Source organism: Pseudoxanthomonas suwonensis 11-1 (assembly GCF_000185965.1).
Taxonomy (GTDB): domain Bacteria; phylum Pseudomonadota; class Gammaproteobacteria; order Xanthomonadales; family Xanthomonadaceae; genus Pseudoxanthomonas; species Pseudoxanthomonas suwonensis_A.
Genome location: NC_014924.1, coordinates 522775 through 538409, shown reverse-complemented (window position 1 = coordinate 538409; position 15635 = coordinate 522775). Strand labels below are relative to the sequence as shown.

At 71.2% G+C, this 15635-nt stretch carries 15 protein-coding genes and 1 tRNA gene; 9 read left to right on the top strand and 7 right to left on the bottom strand.

What is annotated here, in order from left to right; genetic code table 11:
* Positions 1–12: 12 nt before the first annotated feature.
* The 4 genes from PSESU_RS02425 to PSESU_RS02410 all read right to left on the bottom strand — a co-directional run bounded on the left by PSESU_RS02425 (position 13) and on the right by PSESU_RS02410 (position 3604).
* Positions 13–450, bottom strand: a complete 438-nt coding sequence (locus PSESU_RS02425; protein WP_013534176.1) for a hypothetical protein — start codon at positions 448–450, stop codon at positions 13–15.
* A 270-nt stretch (positions 451–720) separates the two neighbouring features.
* Positions 721–1608, bottom strand: a complete 888-nt coding sequence (gene rimK, locus PSESU_RS02420; RefSeq protein WP_013534175.1) for a 30S ribosomal protein S6--L-glutamate ligase — start codon at positions 1606–1608, stop codon at positions 721–723.
* A gap of 67 nt (positions 1609–1675) precedes the next feature.
* Positions 1676–1749, bottom strand: a tRNA-Gly gene (locus tag PSESU_RS02415).
* A gap of 64 nt (positions 1750–1813) precedes the next feature.
* Entirely contained in the window at positions 1814–3604 is a 1791-nt protein-coding gene (locus tag PSESU_RS02410) for an autotransporter domain-containing esterase (RefSeq protein WP_013534174.1), read from the bottom strand.
* A gap of 139 nt (positions 3605–3743) precedes the next feature.
* On the opposite strand from PSESU_RS02410, the gene thiS reads away from it, so the two are divergent.
* From thiS to PSESU_RS02390, 4 genes are all read left to right on the top strand, one after another.
* A complete protein-coding gene (thiS, locus tag PSESU_RS02405; RefSeq protein WP_013534173.1) occupies positions 3744–3944 on the top strand; it encodes a sulfur carrier protein ThiS in 201 nt (66 codons plus the stop codon).
* 54 nt (positions 3945–3998) lie between these two features.
* A complete protein-coding gene (locus tag PSESU_RS02400) occupies positions 3999–4793 on the top strand; it encodes a thiazole synthase (protein WP_013534172.1) in 795 nt (264 codons plus the stop codon).
* A 2-nt stretch (positions 4794–4795) separates the two neighbouring features.
* Positions 4796–5560, top strand: a complete 765-nt coding sequence (trmB, locus tag PSESU_RS02395) for a tRNA (guanosine(46)-N7)-methyltransferase TrmB (RefSeq protein ID WP_013534171.1) — start codon at positions 4796–4798, stop codon at positions 5558–5560.
* An 84-nt stretch (positions 5561–5644) separates the two neighbouring features.
* Positions 5645–7498, top strand: coding sequence for an SLC13 family permease (locus tag PSESU_RS02390; protein ID WP_013534170.1), 1854 nt, complete (start codon positions 5645–5647; stop codon positions 7496–7498).
* Positions 7499–7513: 15 nt separating this feature from the next.
* On the opposite strand, the gene PSESU_RS02385 is transcribed toward PSESU_RS02390, so the two are convergent.
* Positions 7514–7855 (bottom strand): Rieske (2Fe-2S) protein, encoded by a 342-nt coding sequence (locus PSESU_RS02385; protein ID WP_013534169.1) that lies wholly within the window; start codon positions 7853–7855, stop codon positions 7514–7516.
* Positions 7856–7918: 63 nt separating this feature from the next.
* On the opposite strand from PSESU_RS02385, the gene PSESU_RS02380 reads away from it, so the two are divergent.
* From PSESU_RS02380 to PSESU_RS02360, 5 genes are all read left to right on the top strand, one after another.
* On the top strand, positions 7919–8194 hold the full coding sequence (locus PSESU_RS02380; RefSeq protein ID WP_013534168.1) for a hypothetical protein: 276 nt from the start codon (positions 7919–7921) through the stop codon (positions 8192–8194).
* 37 nt (positions 8195–8231) lie between these two features.
* A complete protein-coding gene (locus tag PSESU_RS02375) occupies positions 8232–8966 on the top strand; it encodes a fumarylacetoacetate hydrolase family protein (RefSeq protein ID WP_013534167.1) in 735 nt (244 codons plus the stop codon).
* Positions 8967–9059: 93 nt separating this feature from the next.
* Entirely contained in the window at positions 9060–9491 is a 432-nt protein-coding gene (mscL, locus tag PSESU_RS02370; RefSeq protein WP_013534166.1) for a large-conductance mechanosensitive channel protein MscL, read from the top strand.
* 90 nt (positions 9492–9581) lie between these two features.
* Positions 9582–10982 (top strand): M28 family peptidase, encoded by a 1401-nt coding sequence (locus PSESU_RS02365; RefSeq protein WP_013534165.1) that lies wholly within the window; start codon positions 9582–9584, stop codon positions 10980–10982.
* A 157-nt stretch (positions 10983–11139) separates the two neighbouring features.
* Positions 11140–13140, top strand: coding sequence for a glycoside hydrolase family 97 protein (locus tag PSESU_RS02360; RefSeq protein ID WP_013534164.1), 2001 nt, complete (start codon positions 11140–11142; stop codon positions 13138–13140).
* Between the two features lie 16 nt (positions 13141–13156).
* Here the strand turns inward: PSESU_RS02360 and PSESU_RS02355 are convergent, their stop codons facing one another.
* A complete protein-coding gene (locus PSESU_RS02355) occupies positions 13157–14062 on the bottom strand; it encodes a TrmH family RNA methyltransferase (protein ID WP_013534163.1) in 906 nt (301 codons plus the stop codon).
* Positions 14062–15567 carry an alanine/glycine:cation symporter family protein gene (locus PSESU_RS02350; protein WP_013534162.1) on the bottom strand — a complete coding sequence of 502 codons (1506 nt, stop codon included), beginning with the start codon at positions 15565–15567 and terminating at the stop codon, positions 14062–14064. Before PSESU_RS02350 ends, PSESU_RS02355 begins: the two co-directional genes overlap by 1 nt.
* Positions 15568–15635 lie beyond the last annotated feature (68 nt).

Below are 15635 nucleotides of genomic sequence, written 5' to 3'. Positions count from 1 at the left end.
TGGAACTCCAGCTTAGGGGGATATGGGGCGGCGGAGCAGCTTCTGCATCTCGGCCTGCGACTCCTCCTGCGCGCGGCGGCGTTCGGCCACGGTCATGCAGTTGTTGGTCGGGCGGTTGGAACCGGTCTTCTTCTCGCGCTTGCAAACCAGGCGGCTGTCCTCGCGGGCGCCGGCCAGCAGCGCGTTCACCAGCTCCTGTTCGTTGAAGACTTCGACCCGCGTCGCCTCCGGCAGTTCCGAAGCCTCGCGGTTGTCGAGCAGCCCGGAGATGCGATTGAGCGAACTGACCACGCGGCGGCGGTCGTCGGCGCTGATCTCCGAGTAGGTAGTGCCGTCGTTGAGTTGGGCGAGGATGGTGCTGCGCTGCTCCTCGAACGGGCGGTTGACGTCGACCAGCGGGTCCGCCGCCAGGGCCAAGCCCAGGAGCGGGAACAGAAAGGCTTTCTTCACGAGTTACCTCTGGCTGGCGGTGCGCCGTGACGGCCGCGGTCGTCCGGATTCTGCCGACGGCCGCGTGACGGAGCAAACATGGTCGACGCGAACGCCGACACAAAAAAGCCCAGGCTGGAGGACCGCCTGGGCCAAAGAAGTGCCCCGATTACCGTATTCCCTGGCCACTGCCGGACGAGGACCCGGCCGATGGCGTGTGGAGCTGCGGTCCGGGCGAGACTACGGCGGGCCCGATTAAACCGCTGTTAAAACCGCCGGGACTCGCGTAACTCATTGATTCCGCGACCGAACCCGGGTCGCCATGTGCTCGATGATGGCGCCGGCCACGTCCACCCCGCTCGCGCTCTCGATGCCTTCCAGCCCCGGGGTCGAGTTGACCTCCAGCACCAGCGGGCCACGTCCGGAGGCGATCAGGTCCACGCCGGCGACCTCCAGGCCGAGGGCCTGGGCCGAACGCACCGCCACCTCCTGTTCCCGGGCGCTGGCCTCGGCCGGGCTGGCCTGGCCGCCGCGGTGCAGGTTGGAGCGGAACTCGCCTTCGGCGGCCTGGCGGCGCATCGCCGCCACCACCCGGTCGCCGACCACGAAGCAGCGCAGGTCGGCGCCCAAGGCCTCGGCCACGAACTCCTGCACCAGGAAGTTGGCGTACAGCCCGCGCAGCGCCTCGACCGTGGCGCGCGAGGCCGAGGCCTTCTCGGTCAGGACCACGCCGGCGCCCTGGGTGCCCTCGTTGAGCTTGACCACGTGCGGCGGCGGACCGAGCAGCGAGAGCAGGTCGTCGGTGTCGTCGGGGCTGTCGCCGAACACGGTGGTCGGCAGGTCGATGCCCTGCGCCGCCAGCAGCTGGTGCGCTCGCAGCTTGTCGCGCGAACGCAGGATCGCGTCGGAGGGATTGGGGGTCCAGCTGCCCATCAGCTCGAACTGGCGCAGCACTGCCGTGGCATAGCGGGTGACCGAGGTGCCGATGCGCGGGATCACCGCGTCGTAGCCGGACACCGGCCTGCCCTTGTAGCGCATGGCGAAGCCGCCGGGGGCGATGCGCATGTAGCAGCGCAACGGATCGAGCACCCGGACGGTGTGGCCGCGGGTACGCGCGGCCTCGACCAGGCGCCGGGTCGAATACAGCGAACCGTTGCGGGAAAGGATCGCCAGTTTCATCGCGCGCGGCCCTTGTGCGTCGCCCGGAAACGCAAGACGCCGCGGTCATCGCGGCGTCCCGGGAAGTTGGAGCGGGTGATGGGAATCGAACCCACGTTAGCAGCTTGGGAAGCTGCAGTTCTACCATTGAACTACACCCGCACGGGCCGAAGTCTATGCGGCAGGCGGGCACCGGCGCAACGCCCGTGCCCGCCGCGCACGGGCCTCAGAAGCTGCCGCCGAGGCCCAGGAACAGGCCGGCATCGCTGCCGCCGCTGCGCTCGAAGGTGCTGCGCGCACCGAGGTCGGCCTTGAGCCCGAACAGGTCGAAGCGTGCACCCAGGACGACGGTGCCGTAGCTGTCGTCCATGCCCAGGCCGGGCACCGCGTAGGACATGCCCGGCAGGCTCTGCAGGCGCGCGGTGGCCTGCCCGGCCTCGTCCTCGAACTCGCGGTCCCAGGTGGCGCGCGCGTACGGGGCGAAGCCGCCGGCGTCATAGCTGAGCTGCCAGCCCAGGCTGCCGACCAGCGAGTCGCGCGACTGGTCCGGCAGGATCAGCGCGCTGGAGGAGGCGTTGCCCTCGGTCCAGCCGTCCAGCTCGACCTGCTGCCACAGCAGCGAGGCCACCGGGCCGTGGCGCAGCGCGCCGTTGCCGAACTGGTAGCCGCTCGACAGGCCGACCGCGGTCGCGTCGCCGTCGGCCGAGCCGGAGTGGCGGCGCACCGCCGGGCCGATGCGGACCTCGCGGTCCACGTCCACGTCCAGGCGGGTGTAGCTGACCTGGCCGTTGACCCAGGCGCGCTCGCCGTACCAGCCGGCGAAGGCGCCGAGGGTGGTGTCGGCCTGGGTGAAGCCGCCGCGGTCGCCGCCGAAGTCGGCATCCATGCGGCCGTAGGCGGCGAAGCCGCCGGCGACCAGGCCGTTGCCGTTGGACCAGTCCATGCCGAACAGCGCGGCCGGGGCGATGCCGTCGTACAGCTCGCCATGGCCGTAGCGCTGGTGGTCGGCGCGCAGGCCGCCCCACCAGCGGGTGCCGGCCGGGGCCTGGCCGCGGACGTGGGTAGCGACCTGGTCGGCGCGGCTGCGGCCGGTGACCGTGGCCGAATACGGGATGACCGCGGCCAGGCGCGGGCCTTCCAGCACCGACAGCGCGTACTGGCCCAGCATCTCGTGGGCGGCGCCGGACGGATGCACGCCATCGGCGAACAGGTAGGTCTGGCCGGCATCCGGCGACACGTAGGAGGCCGGGGTGCAGGTCAGCGAGCTGGCGCCCGGCGGCTGGCAGGCGGTGCCGGTGACGTTGGTGAAGCCGTAGGTGGACGGACTGGCGGCGATCTCGCGCAGCAGGCTGAAGGTATCCAGCGGGATCACCTTGTAGCCGGCCTGGCCCAGGGCGCCGTACAGGGCCTGGTTGTAGTTGGTGGCCAGCGCGGTCAGCGTGGCCTGGCCGATGGGGCCGGCGGCGATCGCGTCGGGGGTCATGCCCATGTCGGGCAGGCTCGGCACCAGGATGTAGCGGGCGCCGGCCGCGTCCAGCGCGCCCACCGCCTGCACGGTGCCGCCGATCGCAGTGGCGATGGTCGACTCGACCGGGGCGCCGGAAGCGATCGCGAACAGGTCGTTGGCGCCGGTCCACACGGTGTACAGGGCGTCAGCGTCGGCACGGCCGCCGCTGGCGGCGAGGTAGGCGTTGACCTGGGTCAGGGTGCTGTCGGCCGGGCCATTGGGCACCGCGGCGCGCGAGCCGCCCTGGGCGTAGTTGTCGCCGCCCTCGACCGCGGTGGTCGCGTCGGTGCCGTAGTAGCGGGCCAGGTACTCGGACCAGACCAGCGCCGGGTTGGTGGTGAACTTGCCGGTGAACGGCCGCGCCGATGCGGGGATCTGGCTGCGGAAGTGGCCCGAGTCGGTCAGGCTGTCGCCGAAGAACACGGTGCGGCTGTACTCGCCGGCGGCGGCCGGGGCGACGGCCAGGGCGAGAGCCAGCGGCAGCAGCTTGCGCAGGGGACGGGTGGACATGCGGAACTCCTTGGTGCCGGTCGTGGCGAGCGGCGGGATGGTTGGTTGAAACGGTAACGATCCCCGCAATGATCGGCCATGCGCGCGCCGGCTCCACGCTGCGGTGCGGCAGGCGCGGCGGAATGCCACAATCACGGCCATGGAAATCGTGCTCAATGGAGAGCCGCGCACCGTCGCGGCCGGAACCACCATCGCCTCCCTGCTGGACGCCGAGGGCCTGGCCGGGCGCCGGGTCGCGGTCGAGGTCAACGGCGAAATCGTGCCGCGCGGCAGCCATCCCACCCACCCGCTGGCCAACGGCGACCGGGTCGAGGTGGTCCACGCCCTGGGCGGCGGCTGAGCGCCGGGCATCGCGCCGGTTCCGCCTGCACGCGCCGCGGGCCATAATCGGCCGATGAATAACGTCCCTGCTTCCGATCCGCTGGTCATCGCCGGCCGGACCTTCCATTCGCGCCTGCTGACCGGCACCGGCAAGTTCAAGGATCTCGACGAGACCCGTCGTGCCACCGAGGCCGCCGGTGCCCAGATCGTCACCGTCGCCATCCGCCGCACCAACATCGGCCAGAACCCGGGCGAGCCCAACCTGCTCGACGTGCTGCCGCCGGAGCGCTACACCATCCTGCCCAACACCGCCGGCTGCTACACCGCCGAGGACGCGGTGCGCACCTGCAGGCTCGCGCGCGAGCTGCTGGACGGCCACAACCTGGTCAAGCTCGAGGTGCTGGGCGACCAGCGCACCCTGTACCCGGACGTGGTCCAGACCCTCAAGGCCGCCGAGCTGCTGGTGGCCGACGGTTTCGACGTGATGGTCTACACCTCCGACGACCCGATCCTGGCCCGCCAGCTGGAGCAGATCGGCTGCTGCGCGGTGATGCCGCTGGCGGCGCCCATTGGTTCGGGCCTGGGCATCCAGAACCGCTACACCCTGCTGGAGATCATCGACAACGCCAAGGTGCCGATCATCGTCGACGCCGGCGTGGGCACCGCGTCCGACGCGGCCATCGCCATGGAGCTGGGCTGCGACGGCGTGCTGATGAACACCGCCATCGCCGGCGCCAAGGATCCGGTGCTGATGGCCAGCGCCATGCGCAAGGCAGTGGAGGCCGGGCGCGACGCGTTCCGTGCCGGCCGCATCCCGCGCAAGCGCTACGCCAGCGCTTCCTCCCCGGTGGACGGACTGATCGGCTGACGATGACGGACCCGTTCACCAGCGAGGGTGCCAAGGCCCCGCCCAAGCCCTACACCGCCAGCGAAGGCCGGCGCGAGATCCGCAGCTTCGTCCTGCGCCAGGGCCGGTTCACCCCGGCCCAGCAGCGCGCGTTCGACGAGGCCTGGCCGCGCTTCGGCCTGGACTACAGCGGCCAGGTCCGCGACTACGCCGCCGCCTTCGGCCGCACCGCGCCGCTGGTGCTGGAGATCGGCTTCGGCAATGGCGAAGCGCTGCGCTTCGCCGCGCAACAGGATCCGTCGCGCAACTACATCGGCCTGGAAGTCCACGCCCCCGGCGTGGGCCGCCTGCTCAACGCGCTGGCCGCCGATGGCAGCGACCACGTGCGCCTCTACCACCACGACGCGGTGGAAGTGCTGCGCAACGAGGTCGCCGACGGCGTCCTGGACGAGATCCGGATCTACTTCCCCGATCCCTGGCACAAGAAGCGCCACAACAAGCGCCGCCTGGTGCAGCCGGAGTTCGCCGCCCTGCTGGTGCGCAAGCTGCGCATCGGCGGCCGCCTGCACCTGGCCACCGACTGGGAGCCGTACGCCGAGCACATGTGGGACGTGCTCGAGGAAACCGCCGGCCTGGCCAACCGCGCCGGCCCGCGCGGCCACGTGCAGCGCCCGGAGTGGCGTCCGGAAACCCACTTCGAGCGCCGCGGCCTGAAGCTGGGCCATGGGGTGTGGGACCTGCTGTACGACCGCGTCGACGCACCGCTGCCGGAGCCGTCGCAGCGATGACCCCGTCCGTGGCCGCCGTCGTGCATCCAGCATGCGGCCACGGCCGCCGTCCCGCCACGGGCGGACGCTGAGGAACGGGGCGCCATGGAATACGGCCTGACCCTGACCAACGACATGCGCCTGGTGCTGGGCCTGGTGGCCTTCACCATGGCGATGTTCCTGTTCGAGCGCATCCGCGCCGACCTGGTCGCGCTGGTGGTGCTGGTGGTGCTGGGCGTCACCGGCCTGGTGGCGCCGGAGGAGATCTTCAGCGGCTTCTCCGGCAACGCTGTCATCAGCATCATGGCCACCATGATCCTGGGCGCGGGCCTGGACCGTACCGGCGCGCTCAACCGCCTGGCCGGCTGGCTGCTGCGGCGCGGACAAGGCGTCGAGCAGCGGCTGCTGCTGATGACCACCGCCATCGCCGGCCTCAATTCCTCGTTCATGCAGAACCCGTCGGTGATGGCGCTGTACCTGCCGGTGGCCTCGCGCCTGTCCACCCGCAGCGGCCTGGCGCTGTCGCGGCTGCTGCTGCCGATCGCCGCGGCGATCGTCACCGGCGCGGCGCTGACCATGGTCGGCAACTCGCCGCTGATCCTGCTCAACGACCTGCTGGTCTCGGCCAACAACAACCTGCCCTCGGGCATGGCCACCCTGGAGCCGCTGCCGATGTTCGCGCCGGCACCGGTGGGCCTGGCCCTGCTGGTGGCCTCGCTGCTGTACTTCCGCTTCCACGGCAACCGCAAGCTGGCCGACGGCGACAGCGGGGGCGAGAACGCGACCCCGGCCAGCACCGAGGGCTATTTCGCCCGCACCTATGGCCTGGACGGCGACGTCTACGAGCTGACCGTCACCGCCGAGAGCCCGCTGGTCGGCATGACCCTGGGCGAGGCCGAGACCCTGCGCGACGCGCCGATGCTGCTCGCGCTCAAGACCGGCAACGACACCCGCCTGGCGCCGCCGGCGGACATGCGCATCTGGGTCGGCAGCGTGCTGGGCGTGATGGGCCGCCGCGAGGAAGTGGCCGACTTCGCCCAGAACCATTTCCTGCGCATGTCCTCGCGCCTGCGCGCCCTCGGCGACCTGTTCAACCCGGCCCGTGCCGGCATTTCCGAGGCGGTGGTGCCGCCCACCTCGACCTTCATCGGCAAGAGCGCGCGCGAGATGCGCCTGCGCCAGCGCCTGGGCATCAGCCTGCTGGCGATCAACCGCGACAAGCAGGTGATCCGCGAGGACGTGCGCTCGGTGGCGCTGCGCGCCGGCGACATGCTGGTGTTCCACAGCATCTGGCAGGACCTGGCCCAGGCCGCGCGCAGCCGCGACTTCGCCGTGGTCACCGACTACCCCAAGGGCGAGCAGCGTCCGCACAAGTTCAAGATCGCCATGGCGATCTTCGCCTTCACGATCGCCGTGGCCCTGTTCGCGCGGCTGCCGGTGTCGCTGATCCTGATGACCGGCGTGGCCGGCATGCTGCTGGCCGGCGTGCTGAAGATGGACGAGGCCTACGCGGCCATCAACTGGAAGACCGTGTTCCTCACCGCCTGCCTGATCCCGCTGGGCTGGGCGATGGACAGCAGCGGCGCGGCGGCGTGGGTGGCGGGCAACACCCTGGACCGCCTGCCGGAGGGCACTCCGCCCTGGGTGCTGCAGATCGTGGTGGCGCTGCTGACCACAGGCTTCTCGCTGGTGATCAGCCACGTCGGCGCGACCATCGTGATGGTGCCGATCGCGATCAACCTGGCGCTGGCGGTGGGCGGCGACCCGACCGCGTTCGCCCTGGTCACCGCGCTGTCGGCATCCAACAACTTCATGACCGCGTCCAACCCGGTGATCTCGATGATCACCGGCCCGGCCGGCTACAGCTCGCGCCAGCTCTGGCGCGTGGGCGGACCGCTGTCGCTGCTGTACGCGCTGATCGCGGTGACCATGGTCAACCTGATGTTCTGGGGCCGCTGAGGCCCGCGGCCGTGCTCAGGCCAGCCAGACCTGGCCGTCGCGCACTTCCACCGCAACGGCGCGCAGGGTGTCGCCGCGGCACGGGCCGGCCACGCAGCTGCCGCCTTCCAGTTCGAACGATGCGCCATGCGCGGCGCACACCAGCTGGCCTTCCCGGCTCTTGAGGAACTGCCCGGGGGCCCAGTCCAGTCGCCGGCCGGCGTGTGGACAGACGTTGAGCCAGGCGCGCACGGTGTCGCCGGCGCGGTGCAGGACCAGCGACTCGGGCTCGCCGTCGATCACGGCCTGGGCCTCGCCCAGCGCGCCATCCGCGAGCGAATCAAGACTGAGCAGCGGTTCATGGTTTAACGGATTCATCACACCTCGCGCGGATATCACACCGATACTGCCGGCCACCCGCCATTCTGGCACGGCACCGAAATGCACCAACGCTCCTTCCGCTTCGACAGCGCACGCCTGCGCGACCTGTTCCAGCCCCGCAAGCCGCGGCACCCGCTGCTGCGCGTGGCCCTGGGCCTGGTCGGCCTCGGCCTGCTGGCGCTGCTGGTGTTCTTCAGCGTGTTCGTGGGCGCGGCGATGCTGACCGTGGGCCTGGCGTGGAAGCTGATGCGCGGTCGCGCCCAGCGGGCGTCCGCCCGCGGCACGGTGATGGACGCCGAGTACCGGGTGCTGCGCCGCCAGGCCCTGCCCCGCTGACCGCGGTGCGCCTGCGCCGCTAGACTGTGCGGCCCTCATGCATACGGGCCGCAGCATGGTCGCCGACAACCACGACGTGATCCCCGCACCGGCCGTGCCGCGACTGGCCGTGCGCGGCGGCGGCACCTTCCCGGTCCACCGCATCTATTGCGTCGGCCGCAACTTCGCCGACCACGCCCGCGAGATGGGCGCCACCGCCCCCGCCTCGAAAGCCGAGCGCGGCACTCCCGTGTTCTTCATGAAGCCGGCCGATGCCATCGTCACCGGCGAAGCCGTGCCCTACCCGCCGGCCACCTCCGACCTGCACCACGAGGTCGAGCTGGTGGTGGCGATCGGCCGCGACGCGCCGGCCGGCGTACTGGCGGTCGAGGACGCGAAGGCCCTGGTATACGGCTACAGCGTCGGCCTGGACCTGACCCGGCGCGACCTGCAGGCCGCGGCCAAGGCCAAGGGCCTGCCCTGGGACATCGCCAAGGGCTTCGACCATTCCGCGCCGGTCGCCGGGCTGGTCCCGGTCGCCGAGGCCGGCAGCCTCGACGGCCGCGTGCTCGAGCTGCAGGTCAACGGCCAGGTGCGCCAGCGCGCGCCGCTGTCGGACCTGATCTGGGACGTGGCGGAGATCCTGCACGAGCTTTCGAAGCTGTACGCGCTGCGTGCGGGCGACCTGGTGTTCATGGGCACCCCGGCCGGCGTGGCCGCGCTGCAGCCGGGCGACCGCTTCGTCGCCAGCCTCGAAGGCATCGCCACCCTGCACGGCCACGTCGCCGGCTGATCACCGCGCGCGGCCCGCGGGGGTTACGCTTCCGCGCACGTGCCGCGTGCACCTGGAACAACTGAAACAACTGGAACAACTGGAGGATTCAAGATGGGCATGATCAGCGAGTTCAAGGAATTCGCCATGCGCGGCAACGTGATCGACCTCGCCGTGGGCGTGGTGATCGGCGGCGCGTTCGGCAAGATCGTCAGCGCACTGGTGGACAAGATCATCATGCCTCCGCTGGGCTGGCTGATCGGCAATGTCGACTTCTCCGACCTTGCCTGGACCCTGTCGCCCGCGCGCGTGGCCGCCGACGGCAGCGAGATCCCGGCCGTGGTCATCGGCTACGGCGAGTTCCTCAACACCGTGATCCAGTTCCTGATCGTGGCGTTCGCCATCTTCATGCTGGTCAAGGGCCTCAACCGCCTGGCCCGCCGCCGCAAGCAGGAAGAGGAAGCCCAGGCCGCGCCGCCGGAGCCGAGCGAGGAAGTGCTCCTGCTGCGCCAGATCCGCGACTCGCTGCAGCAGCAGCCGCGCTGATCGATCCCGCCGCTCCCGTGACCATGCGCACGGGAGCGGCATCGCAGGCGCTGCTAGGCTCGGGGTCTCATACCCCGGAGCCATAGCCGCATGCGCCTTGCCCTGCTTGCCGCCGCCCTGCTCGTCCCGCTGGCCGCCGCCGCGGCCGAGACCCGTATTCCCGATCGCGCCCTGGAACAGGCGGCCTCGCTGCGCGAGCGCGCGCTGGCCGACGACACCGCGTGGCAGGTCACCGAATCCCTGACCACGGAGATTGGCCCGCGCATCGCCGGCAGCGAGGCCGACGCCCGCGCCGTGGCCTGGGCGGTGGCCAAGTTCCGGGAGCTGGGCTTCGACAAGGTGTGGACCGAGCCGGTCACCTTCCCGAAGTGGGAACGCCGCAGCGAGAGCGCCGCGGTGGTGGGCAACAACGCCCAACCACTGGCGCTCACCGCGCTCGGCGGCAGCCCCGGCGGCACGGTCGAGGCGGAGATCGTGCGCTTCCCCGACCTGGCCGCGCTGGAGGCGGCGCCGGAAGGCTCGCTGGCCGGCCGCATCGCCTTCGTCGACTACCAGATGCCAGCGTCGCGCGACGGCAGCGGCTACGGCCCGGGCAGCGCGATCCGCTCGCGTGGCCCGTCGCTGGCCATCCGCAAGGGCGCGATCGGCTTCCTGATGCGCTCGGCCGGCACCGACAACCACCGCGTGCCGCATACCGGCATCACCCGTTTCGACGAGGGCCTCACCCCGGTACCTTCGGCTGCGCTGAGCATCCCCGATGCCGACCAGCTCGCACGCCTGGCCGCGCGCGGCCCGGTCAAGGTGCGGATGGCGCTGGATTGCGGCTGGGACGGCGAATACACCTCGCAGAACGTGATCGGCGAGATCACCGGCCGCAGCAGGCCGAAGGAAGTCGTGCTGCTGGGCGCGCACCTGGATTCCTGGGACCTGGGCACCGGCGCGATCGACGATGCCTCCGGCATCGGCATCACCATGGCCGCCGCGCGCCTGGTCGGGCAGATGCCGAAGCGTCCGGCGCGCAGCATCCGCGTCGTGGCCTACGCCAACGAGGAGCAGGGCCTGCTCGGCGGCCGCGCCTACGCGGAGAAGCATGCCGGCGAGATCGCATTGCACCAGCTGTCGGCCGAGAGCGACTTCGGCGCCGGCCGCATCTACGCCTTCAACACCAGCGGCCCGGAGCACGCCCAGGCGGCCACCCGCCAGATTGCCGAGGCGCTGGCGCCGCTGGGCATCGTGCACGCGCCCGGCGAGGGGAGTCCCGGCCCGGACATCATCCCGCTGTCGGCAAAGGGCGCGGCCTGGGCCTGGCTGGCGCAGGACGGCACCGACTACTTCAACCTGCACCACACCGCCGACGACACCCTGGACAAGGTCGATCCGGAGGCGTTGAAGCAGAACGTGGCCACGTGGGCGGTGTTCGCCTGGCTGGCCGCCGAGGCCGAAGGCGACTTCGGCAGCAGGCCCGGTCCGATGCCCAAGCCCGGCAACTGAGCGACCGCCTTCCGCGCCTGGCGGAGGCGCATCCACGCACGGCAAAGCCATACCTGCGCGCATCGTGCGCAGGTATGCCGGATCGTCAAGCAGCCATGCCGGACGCCAGCCGCGCCGAGCGGGTACCCTCCCTTCTCCTCCGGGAAGGGAGCACCCGATGCCAGGCAAGCTGAGTACCGCCCTCGTCCTGCTGCTGGGCCTGCATGCCGCACACGCAGGCGCTGCCACGCCGCTGCAGCTGCAGTCGCCCGACGGCCGCAACCGCGTCGGCTTCGCACTCGATGACGAAGGCACGCCCACCTGGACGGTGGCGCGCGACGGCCGGACGGTGATCGCGCCCTCGCCGCTTGGCGTGCGCCTGGCCGGCGAAATGCGGGTCGGCAAGCCGCTGCGCGTGGTCGCCAGCCGCAGCGCCGGGGCGGACCAGCGCTACGAACGGGTCGCAGGCAAGTCGCGCGAAGGCCGCGACCACTACCGCGAGCTGGAGATCGACCTGGCCGGTGCGGACGGCCACGTGCTCGGCGTGGTGCTGCGCGCCTACGACGATGGCATCGCCCTGCGCTACCGCCTGCCGCGCCCCGCGCGCGGCGACCTGGTGGTCAACGAGGACCTGACCGGCTTCCTGTTCCCGCGCGACTATGCCTGCCACGCGCTCAACCTCGGCCGTTTCGGCACCAGCCACGAGGGCGAGTTCGATCCGGTCGATGCCTCGCGCATCCGTCCGCACCACCTGCTCGACCTGCCGCTGGTCTGCGCCACCGGCCAAGGCACGACCACCTTCGCCATCGCCGAGGCCGACCTCAGCCGCTACGCCGCGCTGTACCTCAGCGGCCGCGGCGATGGCCGCCTGGGCGTGGAGGCCAGGCTGTCGCCGCGCCTGGACGAACAGGGCGTGGCCGTGCGCCTGCTGCGCACCGAAGTCGACGCCAGGGGACATCCCACGCCGTGGCGGGTGGTGATGCTGGGCGACAGCCCCGGCGCGCTGGTCGAGTCGGACATCGTCGAGCGGCTCAACCCACCCACGCCGATCAGCGACACCTCGTGGATCCGCCCCGGCAAGTCGGCCTGGGACTGGTGGTCCGGCGGGCTGGCGCCGGACGTGCCGGAGCCGGGCATGAACACCGCGACCATCCGCCGCTATATCGACCACGCCGCGGCGCTGGGCCTGGAGTACATGCTGGTCGACGACGGCTGGTACGTCGGCAGCACCGGCAACGGCCACTACAACCCGGATGCGGACATCACCCGCGCGATTCCCGGGCTGGACCTGGAGGACCTCATCGCCTACGCCGGCGATCGCGGCGTAGGCATCTGGCTGTGGGCGCACTGGCGCTCGCTCGAGCCGCGCCTGGACGAGGTGTTCGAGCGTTACGCGCAGCTCGGGGTCAAGGGCGTCAAGGTCGACTTCATGGAACGCGACGACCAGCAGATGGTCGCCTTCTTCCACGAGATGATGCGCGCCTCCGCCCGCCACCGGCTGATGCTCAACCTGCACGGCGCCTACCGCCCCACCGGCCTGCAGCGCACCTGGCCGCAGTACATCACCCAGGAAGGCGTGCTCGGCGCGGAGTACAACAAGTGGAGCCGCCGCATCACCCCGGCGCACAACGTCACCCTGCCGTTCACCCGCATGCTGCTGGGGCCGATGGACTACACCCCCGGCGGCTTCCGCAACACCACGCCGGAGGCGTTCCAGGTGAGGTTCAAGGGACCGGAGGTGATGGGCACGCGCGCCCACCAGCTGGCGATGTACGTGGTCTACGACAGTCCGCTGCAGATGGTGGCCGACAGTCCGGACGTCTACGTCGACGCGCCCGGCGCGGACTTCATCCGCCTGGTGCCCACCAGCTGGGACGAGACCCGGGTGCTGGACGGCGCGATCGGCAGCCACATCGTCACCGCACGCCGGGTGGGACGCGACTGGTACATCGGCGCGATGACCGACCAGGCGCGCACCCTGGAGCTGGACCTGGGCTTCCTGCCGGCGGCGGACTACAGCGCAACCGTGTGGCGCGACGGCAACAAGGCGACCGACGTGGTCCGCGAGCAACGGCGCGTCGATGCCGGCCATCGCCGCATCCGCCTGGAACTGGCGGCTGGCGGCGGCGCGGTACTGCACCTGCAGGCCACGCCGCTGCGCATCGCCACGCGGGATTGAGGCGCGCGCCGCGCGGTCAGCGGCGCGCGGCGGCCCAGTGCGCCAGGAACACGGCGGTGGCCGCGGCGACGTTGAGGCTTTCCACCGCGCCGGTGCCCGCAATCGAGACCCGGTGCTGGCAGGCGCCGGCCAGGCCGGCGTCCATGCCCTCGCCTTCGGCCCCCATCACGTAGACCAGCCGCGGCTGCGGCTGCATCGCGAACAGGTCCTCGCCATCGCGCACCACGGTGGCGGCCGAGGCGAAGCCCGCCGCATGCAGGCGCGCCAGCGCCGCGTCGTTGCCGGGCAGGCGCACCAGGGCCACGCCTTCGGCACCACCCTCGGCCACGCGCGCGGCGGCGCCGGACAGTGCCAGGGTGGAACGCTCCGGCAGCAGTACCGCCGCGCCGAAGTGCGCGGCCGAACGCAGGATCGCGCCGAAGTTGTGCGGGTTGCCGACGCCATCCAGCCACAGCGCCAGCGCAGGCGCGCCCGGCGCCAGCGAGGCCAGCCAGTCCTCCAGCGGCAGCGGATCGCTGCGCAGCACGTCGGCGACCACGCCCTCGTGGTGCGAGCTGGCCGCCAGCCGGTCCAGGTCCTCGTTCTCGACCACGCGGTAGCCGACCCGGTTCTGTACGCACCAGGCCAGCAGCGGGCGCAGCGCGTGCACGCGGGCCTGCAGCAGGTAGAGCTTGCGGATTGCCTGCGGGCGGCGCTCGAACACCGCCTGCACCGCGTTCAGTCCGTACAGCCGCACTTCCTCGCGGCGCGCCGGGCGCGGTGGCGCGCCGGGGGAGGCTGGCGCTTCCGCCGAGGGGCGCCGTGGCCGCTCGCCGGCCGGCGCGCGTTCGGACGGGACGCGTTCGCCAGGGCCGCTTGCGCCGCGATCACGCGGCGGCCCCTTGCGCGGCGGCCGCGGGCCGCGGTCCCACGGACTGCCCATCACTTCTTACCGGACCAGAACCCGGCGTTGCGGATGCCCAGCGCGTCCGGATCGAACACCGGATCAGCACCCAGCTTCTTCTGCCGTTCGTAGTCGCGCAGGGCCTGCAGCGCGGGCTTCTGCAGGATCAGGATGGCGATGATGTTGAGCCAGGCCATCAGGCCGACGCCGATGTCGCCCAGGGTCCAGGCCATGGCGGCGTTGTGGTACGCGCCGAACACCACCATGCCGATGATGCCCAGGCGCAGCAGCAGGGTCGCCAGCGGATGGGTCTTGCGCACGCCGGCCAGGTAGGTGAGGTTGGTCTCGGCCATGTAGTAATAGGCCATGATCGTGGTGAAGGCGAAGAAGAACAGCGCCAGCGCCACGAAGCCCGCGCCCCAGCCGGGCAGCACCGATTCGACCGCCGCCTGGGTGAACTGCGCGCCTTCCGAGGGCTGCACGCCCGGCACGCCGGTGACGATGGCCTGCAGCGTCTCCTTGCCGTCCTCCACCACCACGCGGAAGGTGTTGTACATGCCGGTGGACAGCAGCAGGAAGGCGGTGGAGGTGCACACCAGCATGGTGTCGAAGTAGATGGCGAAGGCCTGCACGTAACCCTGCTTGGCCGGGTGCGAGACCTCGGCCGCCGCGGCCGCGTGCGGGCCGGTGCCCTGGCCTGCCTCGTTGGCGTAGACGCCCCGCTTGACGCCCCAGGCGATGGCCTGGCCGAGGATCGCGCCGAACGCCGCGTGGCCACCGAAGGCGCTGGAGAAGATGTCGGCGAACATCGCCGGCACCTTGTCCGCGTTGACGATCATCACGATGACCGCCATCAGGATGAAGGCCAGCGCCATGAACGGCACCACGACCTCGGCGAAAGTGGCGATGCGCTTGATGCCGCCGAAGATGATCAGCCCCAGCAGGAAGGCCACGGCCAGGCCGATCCACAGCTTGAGCATGCCGCTGCCGCCCAGGGCCGCGCAGGTGTCGGCCGTGCCGTTGCACAGCACGCTGCTGGCGCTGTCGGCGATCGCATTGGCCTGCACGCCCGGCAGCAGCAGGCCGGTGGCGACGACCGTGGCCACGGCGAACAGCACCGCGTACCACTTCAGGCCCATCGCCTTTTCGATGTAGTAGGCCGGGCCGCCGCGGTAGCGGCCCTCGGCGTCCTTCTCCTTGTAGATCTGGGCCAGGGTGGATTCGACGTAGGAGGTCGAGGCGCCAAGGAAGCCCATCACCCACATCCAGAACACCGCGCCCGGGCCGCCGTAGGCGATCGCGGTGGCCACGCCGGCGATGTTGCCGATGCCCATCCGCCCGGCCATGGAGATGGCCAGGGCCTGGAACGAGGACACGCCGGCATCGGACTTCTGCCCGGTGACGGTCAGCCGGCACATCTCGGCGAATCCACGCACCTGCATCACGCGGGTGCGGAAGGTGAACCACAGGCCGGCACCCAGGCACAGCGCGATCAGCGCATTGCTCCAGATGATGCCGTTAATCCAGGCAAGAAAAGCTTCCACGGGGTTGGGTCTCCGGCCGTCGGGAACGGAATGGGGATGCGCGGCGCATACCGCAGGGTGTGGGGAAA